The sequence below is a fragment of the Streptomyces sp. NPDC047000 genome (genome assembly GCF_040644295.1).
Classification (GTDB): domain Bacteria; phylum Actinomycetota; class Actinomycetes; order Streptomycetales; family Streptomycetaceae; genus Streptomyces.
The window spans coordinates 224,986-237,716 of sequence record NZ_JBEYWE010000005.1 but is presented as its reverse complement, the minus strand read 5'-3'; the positions used below and the strand labels follow the sequence as shown (position 1 = coordinate 237,716).

The window sequence follows — 12,731 nt, the reverse complement described above, 5'->3', positions numbered from 1 at the left end:
CGATCAAATGAGTCGCGAACGTCACAGTGCTCTTCCCGACAAGCTGCCGACCGGGCAGGATGAGCAGGTTAGCGGCACTGAGTGCCGTCTACAGGTCCAATGGCCGACCCCGAGTGCACTCTCCTGAGCCAACTGGGGGATGGTAGAGACAGTCAGGGCACCTCGAAGATGAGGGACTACGTCGGTGAGGGAAGACGTGAGCGACAACTCTGTAGTAGTGCGGTACGGCGACGGCGAGTACACCTACCCGGTGATCGGCTCCACCGTCGGCGACAAGGGCTTGGACATCGGCAAGCTCCGCGCACAGACCGGTCTGGTGACGCTGGACAGCGGCTACGGCAACACGGCCGCGTACAAATCGGCGATCACCTACCTCGACGGCGAGGGGGGCATCCTCCGGTACCGGGGCTACCCGATCGAACAGCTGGCCGAGCACTCCTCGTTCCTGGAGGTGGCCTACCTGCTGATCAACGGTGAGCTGCCCACCGTCGACGAGCTCACCACCTTCAAGAACGAGATCACGCAGCACACGATGCTGCACGAGGACGTCAAGAACTTCTACCGGGGCTTCCCGCGCGACGCGCACCCGATGGCCATGCTGTCGTCGGTGGTCTCGGCGCTCTCGACGTTCTACCAGGACAGCCACAACCCGTTCGACGAGAAGCAGCGCAACCTCTCCACGATCCGGCTGCTCGCGAAGCTGCCGACGATCGCGGCGTACGCGTACAAGAAGTCGGTCGGTCACCCGTTCGTCTACCCGCACAACGACCTCGGCTACGTCGAGAACTTCCTGCGCATGACCTTCTCGGTCCCCGCCCAGGAGTTCGTGCTCGACCCGGTCGTCGTCTCCGCGCTGGAGAAGCTGCTCATCCTGCACGCGGACCACGAGCAGAACTGTTCCACCTCCACGGTCCGGCTGGTCGGCTCCTCGCAGGCCAACATGTTCGCCTCGATCTCGGCCGGCATCTCCGCCCTCTGGGGTCCTCTGCACGGCGGCGCCAACCAGTCCGTCCTGGAGATGCTCGAGGGCATCCAGGCGTCCGGCGGCGACGTGGAGTCCTTCATCCGCAAGGTGAAGAACAAGGAGGACGGCGTCCGCCTGATGGGCTTCGGCCACCGGGTCTACAAGAACTTCGACCCCCGCGCCAAGATCATCAAGGCCGCCGCGCACGATGTCCTGTCGGCCCTGGGCAAGAGCGACGAGCTGCTGGACATCGCGCTCAAGCTGGAGGAGTACGCGCTCAACGACGAGTACTTCGTCGCGCGCAGCCTCTACCCGAACGTCGACTTCTACACCGGTCTGATCTACCGGGCCATGGGCTTCCCGACCGAGATGTTCACGGTCCTGTTCGCCCTCGGCCGGCTGCCGGGCTGGATCGCCCAGTGGCACGAGATGATCAAGGAGCCGGGCTCCCGCATCGGCCGCCCGCGCCAGATCTACACGGGCGTCGTGGAGCGCGACTTCATCCCGGTCGAGGAGCGTTAGACCTCCGGCACCGACTGACGGACCGGCCCGGAGCACCGCTCCGCGGGCCGGTCCGAACCGTCTCACCGGTCCCCGGGCCCCGAGGCGAACCGGGCTCCGGGGCGGCAGGGCCCAGGCGGCGAACCGGGCTCCGGAAAGAGCAAAGCAGAAGGCGCCCTGGCGGCGGTCCCCCCACGGGCCGACGTCCAGGGCGCCTTCCCATGTCCCGGTGCGGATTCCCCCCACGGGATCCGGCCGGGCGCTTGGTGAGGACAGCGCCTGAATTCGCTGTACGAGCGGAGCAGACCTGGGCCTGCTCCGTCCCTCGGTGGTGCGGTACCGCATGACGCGGCACGGCTGCGATCTGCCGGGACACCGCACGCTCGGGAGGGCCGCTCAAAGCTTCCCGAAGTACGTGCCCCGGCAACGCATCTCTGAGGAGGTCCCCCAAGACATCCCCAGATGCCAGTCGGCGCCCCCCAAGACGCTTCCTGACATCGCCAACTTAGACCTTCGAACCCCTTCGGTGGTTACGTTCACATCACTGTGATCCGGGTCTCCTGAGACATCCCCGTCAGATGCGCGGGAGACCGGATGCAGCGAGCGTGGCCCAAGCCTATGGATGATGCGCGAGCCTTGTGAAGAGCTTATGTGAGGTGTGCGCCGGACTCTAGGGGGACTCATATATCTGAGATGCCGAAAATCGCAGTAACTGCCGGTAACCTCGCGAATTCTGTGCGTACCCGTCAGTAGCTCAGCGGAAACGTCGCAACCGCAGGCTGTTGGTCACCACGAACACCGACGAGAAGGCCATGGCCGCTCCGGCGATCATCGGGTTGAGCAGCCCCGCCGCGGCCAGCGGGAGCGCCGCCACGTTGTAGCCGAAGGCCCACACCAGATTGCCCTTGATGACGGCCAGGGTGCGCCGGGACAGCCGGATGGCGTCCGCCGCCGCCCGCAGATCGCCGCGCACCAGGGTCAGGTCGCTCGCCTCGATCGCCGCGTCCGTACCGGTGCCCATGGCGAGACCCAGGTCGGCCGTGGCGAGGGCGGCCGCGTCGTTCACGCCGTCGCCGACCATGGCGACCGTACGGCCCTCGCCCTGCAGCCGCCGTACGACGGCGACCTTGTCCTCGGGCAGCACCTCGGCGATCACGTCCGCCCGGTCGATCCCGACCGAGCGGGCCACCGCCTCGGCCACGGTCCGGTTGTCGCCGGTCAGCAGCACCGGTGTGAGGCCGAGGGCCCGCAGCCCGCGTACCGCCTCGGCGCTGGTCTCCCGGACCGCGTCGGCCACCGTGACCACACCCCGCGCCGTACCGTCCCAGCCGACCGTCACGGCCGTACGGCCGTTTTGCTCGGCCTCGTCCCTGGCCAGGGCCAGCTCGGGCGGCAGGGTGTCGTAGAGGCGCCCCACGGCCACCTCGCGGCCCGCCACGCGCCCGCGTACGCCCCGCCCGGGGACGTTCTGGAAGTCCTCGACGGCCGGCAGGTCCCCGACCCGCTCCTGCGCGCCCGCGGCGACCGCGCGCGCGACGGGGTGCTCCGAGGCGTGTTCCAGGGCGCCCGCCAACCGCAGCACCTCCTTCTCGTCGGTGCCGTCGGCGGCGTACACCTCCTGGAGGGCCATCCGGCCGGTGGTGACCGTGCCCGTCTTGTCCAGCACGACCGTGTCGACCCGCCGCGTGGACTCCAGCACCTCGGGGCCCTTGATCAGCACGCCGAGCTGCGCCCCGCGGCCGGTCCCGACCAGCAGCGCCGTCGGTGTGGCCAGGCCCAGCGCGCAGGGGCAGGCGATGATCAGGACGGCGACGGCGGCGGTGAACGCGGCGACCGTGTCGCCGGTGACCCCCAGCCACACCCCGAACGTGCCGAGCGCGATCAGGACGACCACCGGAACGAACACCGCCGAGACCCGGTCGGCCAGCCGCTGCACCTCCGCCTTGCCGTTCTGCGCGTCCTCCACCAGCCGTGCCATCCGCGCCAGCTGGGTGTCCGCGCCGACCCGCCCGGCCTCGACGACCAGCCGTCCCCCGGCGTTGACGGTCGCGCCGGTGACGGAGTCGCCGACGGTGACGTCGACCGGTACCGACTCGCCGGTCAGCATCGACGCGTCGACGGCCGAGGTGCCCTCGGTCACGGTGCCGTCGGTCGCGATCTTCTCGCCGGGCCGTACGACGAACCGGTCGCCGACCGCCAGCGCGGACACCGGGACACGCACCTCACGGCCGTCGCGCAGCACCGCCACGTCCTTCGCGCCCAGCTCCAGCAGCGCCCGCAGGGCCGCGCCCGCCCGGCGCTTGGAGCGGGCCTCCAGCCAGCGGCCGAGGAGGATGAAGGCGACGACGCCGGAGGCGACCTCCAGATAGATCGTCGAGGCGCCGTCCGTACGGGAGACGGTGAGGTCGAAGCCGTGCCGCATGCCCGGCATGCCCGCGTCACCGAAGAACAGCGCCCACAGCGACCAGGTGAACGCCGCGAGCGTGCCGACCGACACGAGGGTGTCCATGGTGGCCGCGCCGTGCCGTGCGTTGACGGCCGCCGCGCGGTGGAAGGGCCAGCCGCCCCAGACGACGACGGGCGCGGCCAGGGTCAGGGAGAGCCACTGCCAGTTGTCGAACTGGAGGGAGGGGACCATCGCCAGCAGCACGACGGGCAGGGCGAGGAGGGCGGAGACGGTCAGCCGCTGCCGCAGACCGGCCGTCTCGGCGTCGCGGTCGTCCTCCCGGTCCGCGACCGACGCGCTCTGTGCGCCCGCCGCGGGCTCCGGGGGCGCGGGCGGCGGGGGCTCCTCCGCGGTGTACCCCGTCCGCACGACGGTGGCGATCAGATCGGCGACCCGGACACCGGCCGGATAGGTGACCTTCGCCTTCTCGGTGGCGTAGTTCACCGTGGCGGTGACGCCGTCCATCCGGTTGAGCTTCTTCTCGACGCGGGCCGCGCAGGACGCGCAGGTCATCCCGCCGATGAGCAGTTCCACATCGGACGTGCCGGCAGCCGGGGCCGCGCCGTCGGCCGCGCCGTCGGGGGTGCCCGGCGGGACGCCGGCCGCGCGGCCCGGAGCGGTGTCCGTACTGGTGCTCGTCATGTCCGTACTCCAAACGACGGACCGGGCCGTACGGATCCAGTATGAGCTGGTCGGTGCGGCCCGGTCGGAAAACCGACGCGGTGGATGCCGCCCGGTCGGACCGGCGCGGTCGGGACCGCCCGGTCGGAGGAACAGGGGTGAGGCACCCGCCGGACGCAGGAAGGAACGGCGGGCGCGGAAGGGGCCGGCCCGGCGCGGGGTGCCCGGCGGGTCAGACGGTGCCGGCGAGTTCGAAGCCGGCCTCGTCGACGGCGTCGCGCACCGCGGCCAGGTCGAGCGGGGCGGCGGAGACGACGGTGACCTCACCGGTCGAGGCGACGGCCTTCACCGAGCTGACGCCGTCGAGCGCGGAGATCTCCGCCGAGACGGATCCCTCGCAGTGCCCGCAGCTCATGCCGGTCACCTTGTAGACGGTGGTGACGGCCCCGGTGGTGCCGGTCTGCGTGGTCATGTCGTGCTCCTCTTCGAGGCGTGCGGTGCGTGCGGTGCGGGTGCGGCCGGACGGACCTCACCTCACTTCACCGAACACTATACCCCTAGGGGGTATTCCCTCAACTGTGGGCCGGCTGTCCGCAGGAGGTGACGAGGGGGTCCAGGTAGCGGGTGAGCGCGTCCTTCAGCTCCTGGACGTACGCCTCCTGTTCGGCACCTTCGTGCGCGAGGACGAGCTCGAGGCCGGCCTTGTAGAAGCCGAGGACCATGTGGGCGGTACGGGCCACGGCGGCGGGCGGCGTGCCGGGCGCCAGCAGTGAGGACAGCAGCTCCTCGATCCGTACCAGCATCGCGGCGTGCAGGGCGTCGTGGTCCTGGGCCATCCGGCCCGGGATCTCGGGGCTGTGCATCAGGGCGAAGAGCACCGGGTGGCGGCGGTTGAAGGCCGTGAACCGGTCGACGGCGGCGGCGACGGCCTCCTCCACCGGGGTCCCGGGGGCGATCGGGGCGAGGGCCTCGCTGTAGGTCTCCCGCATCTCGTGCAGCAGCCGGTCGCTCAGCTCGATCGCGATGGCCTCCTTGTTCGGGAAGAACTGGTACAGCGTGCCCGGTGAGACCCCGGCCTCGCGGGCGATGGCGTTGGTGCTGGCCGCCGTGTAGCCGCTCGTGCAGAAGACCGCAGCGGCGGCCTCCAGCAGCTGGGCGATGCGCCGTTCGCCGCGTGCCTGCCGGCGGCGCGGCTGCTCCTCTTTCCCCTGTGCTTTCCCGGTGGTCCCGGTCGTGTCGGGCACGCGTTATCCCCAGCTCTCCGAACGCGATTGACAAACGCGAGTGGTCGCTCGCATTCTGATGGCGGGGCAAAACGCGAGTGACGACTCGTGTTCGTCAGTCTAGGACAATGACCTCTGAAGGGGACACCGCACGATGACCGAAGTCAACACGCCACCGCGACCGGCGGGCGGCCCGCCGCGGACCGGGGGCTGGACCCGCTTCGTGACCGCCCGCCCGCGGCTGTCGCTGCTGGTGGCCCTGGTGCTCACCGCCCTCGCCGTACTGGCGGGCAGCGGTGTCGCGGACCGCATGGGCAGCGGCGGCTGGCAGGATCCGGCCGCCGACTCCACCTACGCGACCCGGGCACTGGAGCGGGAGTTCCCCGACTCGCAGCCCAATCTGCTGCTCCTCGTCGACGCGGGCCGGGCCTCGGTGGACTCCCCGGCGGTCGCCGCCGAGGCCCGGCGGATCACCGCCCGGCTGGCGGCGGAGAAAGGCGTCGAGGGCGTCGGCTCCTACTGGCGGTCGGGCGCGCCCACCCTGCGCGCCGAGGACGGCCACGAGGCGCTGATAGCCGCCCGCATCACGGGCGACGAGAAGGCGGCGGACGACACGCTCCAGCGTCTCGCGCCCTCCTACCGGGGCGCGCACGGTCCGGTGAAGGTGACGCTCGGCGGCCCGGTCGCCGTGCGGTACGAGATGCAGACGATCATCAAGGAGGACCTGACCCGCGCCGAACTGATCGCCCTGCCGGTCACCCTCCTGCTGCTGGTGATGGTCTTCGGCAGCGCGGTCGCGGCCCTGCTGCCGCTCGGCATCGGCATCGTCTCGATCCTCGGGACGAACGCCGTCCTGCGCGGCCTCACGGAACTCACCGACGTCTCAGTCTTCGCGCTGAACCTCACCACCGCCCTCGGCCTCGGCCTCTCCATCGACTACGCCCTGTTCATCGTCCGCCGCTTCCGCGAGGAACTCGCCACGGGCGCGGACCCGCTCACGGCCGTCGGCACGACCTTGCGCACCGCCGGACGCACGGTCCTGTTCTCCGCCCTCACGGTCGCCGTGTCACTGGCCGCGATGCTGCTCTTCCCGCAGTACTTCCTGCGGTCCTTCGCCTACGCCGGCATAGCGGTGGTGCTGCTGGCCGCCGCGGCCGCGCTGATCCTGCTCCCGGCCGCCCTGGTGCTGCTCGGCCACCGTGTCGACGCCCTCGACCTGCGCCGGCTGCTGCGCAGGGGCCGTCCACGGCGCGTCTCCGGCGAGGAGGGCACGGCCTGGGCCCGCACCGCGAACCTCGTGATGCGCCGGGCCCCGTTCTTCGCCGTGGCGACCACCGCCGTGCTGATCCTGCTCGGCCTGCCCTTCCTGGGCGTGAAGTTCGGCACCGCCGACGACCGTCAGCTGCCGTCCACGTCCGAGTCCCATGTCGTGCAGCAGCACATCAGGGACGGCTTCCCCGGCAGCCCCGGCGGCGGTCTCGAGGTGCTCGCGGAAGGCAGGGCGACAGCGGCCCAGTACGCCGACTACCGGACGCGGATCGCCGCGCTGCCCGAGGTGGCGCGGGTCGACGGCCCGCTGGTGAAGGGCGACCTGGCCTACTTCTCGGTGCTGCCCAAGGGCGAGGCGGTCGGCGACTCCGCCCAGCGCCTGGTGGGCGACCTGCGCGCCGTGCGGACCCCCTTCGACACGAAGGTGACCGGCACGGCGGCGGTCCTGGTCGACTCCAAGCACGCGATAGCCGAGCACCTGCCCTGGGCCGCGGCCTTCATCGCGATCGTCACCCTTCTGCTGGTCTTCCTGCTCACCGGAAGCGTGGTGATCCCCCTCCAGGCGGTCCTGCTGAACGCGCTCAGCCTGACGGCGATGTTCGGAGCGGTCGTCTGGGTCTTCCAGGACGGCCATCTCTCCGGCCTCCTGGGCTTCACCAGCCCCGGCTCCATCGAGACGACCCTGCCGGTCATCATGTTCTGCGTGGCCTTCGGCCTCTCCATGGACTACGGCGTGTTCCTGCTCTCCCGTATCAAGGAGGAGTACGACCACACCGGCGACCACCGCGGATCGGTACGGCACGGACTGCAACGCACGGGCGGCCTGATCACCGCGGCGGCGGTCATCCTGGCGGTGGTCATGGTCGCGATCGGCACCTCCCGGGTCACGAACACCAAGATGCTCGGCCTGGGCATCGCGCTGGCCGTCCTGATGGACGCCATGGTGGTCCGCAGTCTCCTGGTTCCCGCCATCATGCGCCTGACCGGCCGGGCCACCTGGTGGGCCCCGGCCCCGCTGCGCCGCTTCCACACCCGCTTCGGCCTGACCGAGGCCGCCCCGCCCCGCACACCGGAACCCGACCGGGAGCGGGACAAGGCGGCGACCCGGGGGTGACCACAACCCCGGCCCCGCCCCGGCCCCGAGCCGGGGCCGGGGCCGGGGCCGGCGGCTCCCGTCCCGGCCCGCCCGGTGGCCCCCGACTCGTGCAGCCCGGGGGCAGGGCGCGCGTCAGCCCGTCCTCCGCCCCCGGTTCCCCGGCCGGGCGGCCACCCACGCCCGGACGGTGTCGGCGTACCAGAAGGGCTTGCCGCCCTCGACGTGGTCGGGCGGCGGGAGCAGACCGTGTTTGCGGTAGGAGCGGACCGTGTCCGGCTGGACCCGGATGTGCGCGGCGATCTCCTTGTACGACCAGAGCCTTTGGTCCGTCATGGTGCACACACCTCCCCGCGCGCGCCGCGGCGGCGACCTGGGGGTCGTCGTGGGGAACCGGACGCTGCGCCGGCCATCACAGGCCTGTGACCGGTGAACGAGAGGGTCCCCGTCCTGGAAAGGGGCTGTCGGGCGGGTGTGACGCAGACCCGTGTATATGTGACAGGTGTGACACAGGCGTAGCTTTTGTGACAAGAGTGGCACATGGGTCCGCACGGTTCCCGGGAGTGGCGCGTTGACAGCGGCACCGGCCGCCGGGGCCGGGTGCCGCGCCGGGGCGGATGCGGAAGAGTGGGGGCCGGAGCGGGACAGCGGATGTCAAGATCTCGTCCATATGTCCAGACAAAACATTGACAGGGCCGCGTGTCGGGGCTAGAACACCGGGAGAGCGGAGTACGCCCCGCAGGACTGCTGAGAGGGCCGCATGAGAGAGATCCGGGGCGGCGTACCGTCACCGTCGCGTCCGCCGCGCGGTGAATGTACGGTGCACACAGACCGGTCCGTGGCCTGCGCACAGTCCCGACTCCCGGCCAGGGAAGTCATGTTCGCGTCCGAGGTGGACCGCGAAGAGGCCTTCCGTGCGCTGCGGGCACCGAACGCCTCCGGCGCGGGAGGCCGCTTCGCCCTGGCAGGAGCGAAGTGCGAGCGACAACTCCCCGCCCGCTACGGCCCCGCGCCGGAGGTCCCCGGCCCCCGCACCGGCCCCGCGCCCGGCCGGCACCCGCGCCGGAACGTCCGCCGGGACGTCCATCGGGACACCGGGGGACACCCGTGAATCCGCGGCTCACGGTCGCGCAGGCGCTGGTGCGGTTCCTGGCCGCCCAGTACACCGAACGGGACGGCGTGCGGCGCCGGCTGATCGGCGCGACCTGGGGCATTTTCGGCCATGGCAATGTCGCGGGCGTCGGCCAGGCGCTCCTGGAGCACGCCGACGTGATGCCGTATCACCAGGGGCGCAACGAGCAGGCGATGGTGCACGCGGCGGTCGGCTACGCCCGCCAGTGCAACCGGCTGTCCGCGCACGCGGTCACCACCTCCGTCGGCCCGGGCGCCACCAACCTCGTCACCGGTGCCGCCCTCGCCACGATCAGCCATCTCCCGGTCCTCCTGCTGCCCGGCGACGTCTTCGCCACCCGCCCCGCCGACCCCGTCCTGCAACAGCTGGAGGTGCCGTACGCGGGCGATGTGTCGGTCAACGACTGTCTGCGCCCCGTCTCCCGGTACTTCGACCGCGTCACCCGGCCCGAGCAGCTGATCCCGGCCGCGTTGCAGGCCGTACGGGTGCTCACGGACCCGGTGGAGACCGGCGCCGTCACGCTCGCGCTGCCGCAGGACGTGCAGGCGGAGGCGTACGACTGGCCGGAGGAGTTCTTCGCCGACCGGGTCTGGGCGGTGCGCCGCCCCGGCGCCGACCCGGTCGAACTCGCCGAGGCCGTGAGAACGGTCCGTGACGCCCGCAGGCCGCTGGTGATCGCGGGCGGCGGAGTGCGCCACAGCCGCGCCGAGGACGCCCTCGCCGAGTTCGCCGCGGCGACCGGCATCCCGGTCGCCGCCACCCAGGCCGGCAAGGGCGCCCTGCGCTGGGACCACCCCCAGGACGTCGGCGGCGTCGGCCACACCGGCACCGCCACCGCCGACGAACTCGCCCGCACCGCCGACCTGGTGATCGGTGTGGGCACCCGCTACACCGACTTCACCACTGCCTCCGGCACCCTCTTCGAGAACCCGGACGTCCGCTTCCTCAACCTCAACATCGCCCCCTTCGACGGCCACAAGCTCGCCGGGACCCCGCTGGTCGCGGACGCCCGCAGCGGTCTGGAGGAGCTGACCGAGGCACTGGAACTGCACGGCCACCGGGTCACCGCCCCGTACGTCGCGGAGTACACGGAGGACAAGGAACGCTGGGAACAGCGCGTCGACGCCTGCTACGAGGCGGACGAGCAGGACGTGCCGCCGAGACAGCCCCAGGTGCTCGGCGCGCTGGACGCGGTGGTCGACGAGAGCGACATCGTGATCAACGCGGCCGGCTCCCTCCCCGGCGATCTGCACCAGCTGTGGCGGACCCGGTCCCGCGACCAGTACCACGTCGAGTACGGCTACTCCTGCATGGGCTACGAGATCCCCGCCGCCCTCGGCGTGCAGCTCGCCGCGCCCGGCCGGCCGGTGTGGGCGCTGGTGGGCGACGGCACGTATCTGATGATGCCGGGGGAGCTGGTGACCGCCGTGCAGGAGGGCCTCGCGATCAAGGTGCTGCTGGTCCAGAACCACGGGTACGCCTCGATCGGCGGTCTGTCGGAGTCGGTCGGCGGCGAGGGGTTCGGCACCGCGTACCGCTTCCCGGCCCCGGACGGCACGTACACGGGCGCCCCGCTGCCCGTGGACCTGGCGGCCAACGCGGCGAGCCTGGGGATGAGGGTGCTGCGCGCCACGACGGTCGGGGAGCTGCGTACGGCGCTCGCCGAGGCACGGGCCGCCGACACGCCCACATGTGTCTATGTGGAGACCGAAACCGCAGACAGAGTGTCGGGCGCGCCGCCGGCGCAGGCCTGGTGGGATGTTCCCGTGGCCGCGACCGCGACCCGCGCGTCCGCGGTCAAGGCACGCGAGCTGTACGAACGGCACGCCTCGACCCGACGCCGCCATCTGTGAAGGAGTTACCGGGCATGACGAAGATCGTCCATCACTGGATCGGCGGCAAGGCCGCCGAAGGCGCCTCCGGCACCTACGGGCCGGTGACCGACCCGGCGACCGGCGAGGTGACCACGAAGGTCGCCTTCGCGACGGCGGCCGAGGTGGACGCGGCGGTCGCGGTGGCCAAGGATGCCTTCGCGAGCTGGGGCCAGACCTCGCTGGCCCGGCGCACCGAGATCCTCTTCCGGTTCCGGGCGCTGCTGGACGCCAACCGGGACGCCGTCGCGGAGCTGATCACCGCGGAGCACGGCAAGGTGCACTCCGACGCGCTCGGCGAGGTGGCACGCGGTCTGGAGATCGTCGAGCTGGCCTGCGGGATCACCGTGCAGCTGAAGGGCGAGCTGTCGACGCAGGTCGCCAGCCGGGTGGACGTGGCCTCGATCCGCCAGCCGCTCGGTGTCGTCGCGGGCATCACGCCCTTCAACTTCCCCGCCATGGTGCCGATGTGGATGTTCCCGCTGGCCATCGCCTGCGGCAACACCTTCGTGCTCAAGCCGAGCGAGAAGGACCCGTCGGCGGCGATGAAGCTCGCCGAGCTGCTGGCGGAGGCCGGGCTGCCGGACGGCGTGTTCAACGTCGTGCACGGCGACAAGGCGGCCGTCGACCGGCTGCTGGAGCACCCGGACGTCAAGGCCGTCTCCTTCGTCGGCTCGACCCCGATCGCCCGCCACATCCACGCCACGGCCTCCGCCCACGGCAAGCGGGTGCAGGCCCTGGGCGGTGCCAAGAACCACATGCTGGTCCTCCCCGACGCCGACCTGGACGCCGCCGCCGACGCCGCCGTGTCGGCCGCCTACGGCTCCGCGGGCGAGCGCTGCATGGCCGTCTCCGCGGTCGTCGCCGTCGGCGCGATCGGGGACACGCTGGTGGAGAAGATCCGCGAGCGCGCCGAGAAGATCAGGATCGGTCCGGGCGTCGACCCCGCGTCCGAGATGGGCCCCCTGATCACCAGGGTGCACCGCGACAAGGTGGCCTCCTACGTCACCGGCGCCGCCGCCGAGGGGGCCGAGGTCGTCCTGGACGGCACCGGCTTCACCGTGGACGGCTTCGAGAACGGCCACTGGATCGGCATCTCGCTGCTCGACAAGGTGCCGGTCACCGCGAAGGCGTACCAGGACGAGATCTTCGGCCCGGTGCTGTGCGTGCTGCGCGCGGACACGTACGACGAGGGCGTCGCCCTCATCAACGCCTCGCCGTTCGGCAACGGCACCGCGATCTTCACCCGGGACGGCGGCGCGGCGCGCCGCTTCCAGCTGGAGATCGAGGCGGGCATGGTCGGGGTGAACGTGCCGATCCCCGTCCCCGTCGGCTACCACTCCTTCGGCGGCTGGAAGGACTCCCTCTTCGGCGACCACCACATCTACGGCAACGACGGCACGCACTTCTACACCCGCGGCAAGGTCGTCACCACCCGCTGGCCCGACCCCGCCGACGCCCCCTCCGGGGTGGACCTGGGCTTCCCCCGCAACCACTGAGCGCACACCGGGCCGGCGCAGGGCACGATCCGCACCGCCCGCAAGCGCCGGACAGGGCCGTCCGCCGGGCGGGCGGCCCTGCCGCCGCGGCACGGGGCACGCGGCGCCCGTC

Annotated in this window: 8 protein-coding genes and 1 pseudogene; 5 read left to right on the top strand and 4 right to left on the bottom strand. The window is 71.7% G+C overall.

The window, feature by feature from the left end:
* Nucleotides 1-196 precede the first annotated feature (196 nt).
* Nucleotides 197-1,486 (top strand): citrate synthase, encoded by a 1,290-nt coding sequence (locus ABZ862_RS11630; RefSeq protein ID WP_360955900.1) that lies wholly within the window; start codon nt 197-199, stop codon nt 1,484-1,486.
* A gap of 733 nt (nt 1,487-2,219) precedes the next feature.
* On the opposite strand, the gene ABZ862_RS11625 is transcribed toward ABZ862_RS11630, so the two are convergent.
* The 3 genes from ABZ862_RS11625 to ABZ862_RS11615 all read right to left on the bottom strand — a co-directional run bounded on the left by ABZ862_RS11625 (nt 2,220) and on the right by ABZ862_RS11615 (nt 5,776).
* The gene (locus ABZ862_RS11625) at nt 2,220-4,553 is read right to left on the bottom strand and encodes a heavy metal translocating P-type ATPase (RefSeq protein ID WP_360955898.1); all 2,334 of its coding nucleotides are present in this window, start codon (nt 4,551-4,553) and stop codon (nt 2,220-2,222) included.
* Between the two features lie 211 nt (nt 4,554-4,764).
* Nucleotides 4,765-5,004, bottom strand: a complete 240-nt coding sequence (locus ABZ862_RS11620; RefSeq protein ID WP_360955896.1) for a cation transporter — start codon at nt 5,002-5,004, stop codon at nt 4,765-4,767.
* Nucleotides 5,005-5,104: 100 nt separating this feature from the next.
* Complete coding sequence (locus ABZ862_RS11615) at nt 5,105-5,776, bottom strand: TetR/AcrR family transcriptional regulator (RefSeq protein WP_360955894.1); 672 nt, start codon at nt 5,774-5,776, stop codon at nt 5,105-5,107.
* A gap of 133 nt (nt 5,777-5,909) precedes the next feature.
* Between ABZ862_RS11615 and ABZ862_RS11610 the strand changes: the two genes are divergently transcribed.
* Nucleotides 5,910-8,138, top strand: coding sequence for an MMPL family transporter (locus tag ABZ862_RS11610; protein WP_360955892.1), 2,229 nt, complete (start codon nt 5,910-5,912; stop codon nt 8,136-8,138).
* 114 nt (nt 8,139-8,252) lie between these two features.
* Here the strand turns inward: ABZ862_RS11610 and ABZ862_RS11605 are convergent, their stop codons facing one another.
* The gene (locus ABZ862_RS11605) at nt 8,253-8,453 is read right to left on the bottom strand and encodes a MerR family transcriptional regulator (protein WP_360955890.1); all 201 of its coding nucleotides are present in this window, start codon (nt 8,451-8,453) and stop codon (nt 8,253-8,255) included.
* A 586-nt stretch (nt 8,454-9,039) separates the two neighbouring features.
* Between ABZ862_RS11605 and ABZ862_RS11600 the strand changes: the two are divergent.
* The 3 genes and pseudogenes from ABZ862_RS11600 to mmsA form a co-directional block, all read left to right on the top strand.
* Nucleotides 9,040-9,141 (top strand): annotated as a pseudogene (locus tag ABZ862_RS11600) (5-deoxy-glucuronate isomerase); the annotation flags it as partial.
* 83 nt (nt 9,142-9,224) lie between these two features.
* A complete protein-coding gene (gene iolD, locus ABZ862_RS11595) occupies nt 9,225-11,102 on the top strand; it encodes a 3D-(3,5/4)-trihydroxycyclohexane-1,2-dione acylhydrolase (decyclizing) (protein WP_360955888.1) in 1,878 nt (625 codons plus the stop codon).
* Between the two features lie 14 nt (nt 11,103-11,116).
* Complete coding sequence (mmsA, locus tag ABZ862_RS11590) at nt 11,117-12,619, top strand: CoA-acylating methylmalonate-semialdehyde dehydrogenase (protein WP_360955886.1); 1,503 nt, start codon at nt 11,117-11,119, stop codon at nt 12,617-12,619.
* Nucleotides 12,620-12,731 lie beyond the last annotated feature (112 nt).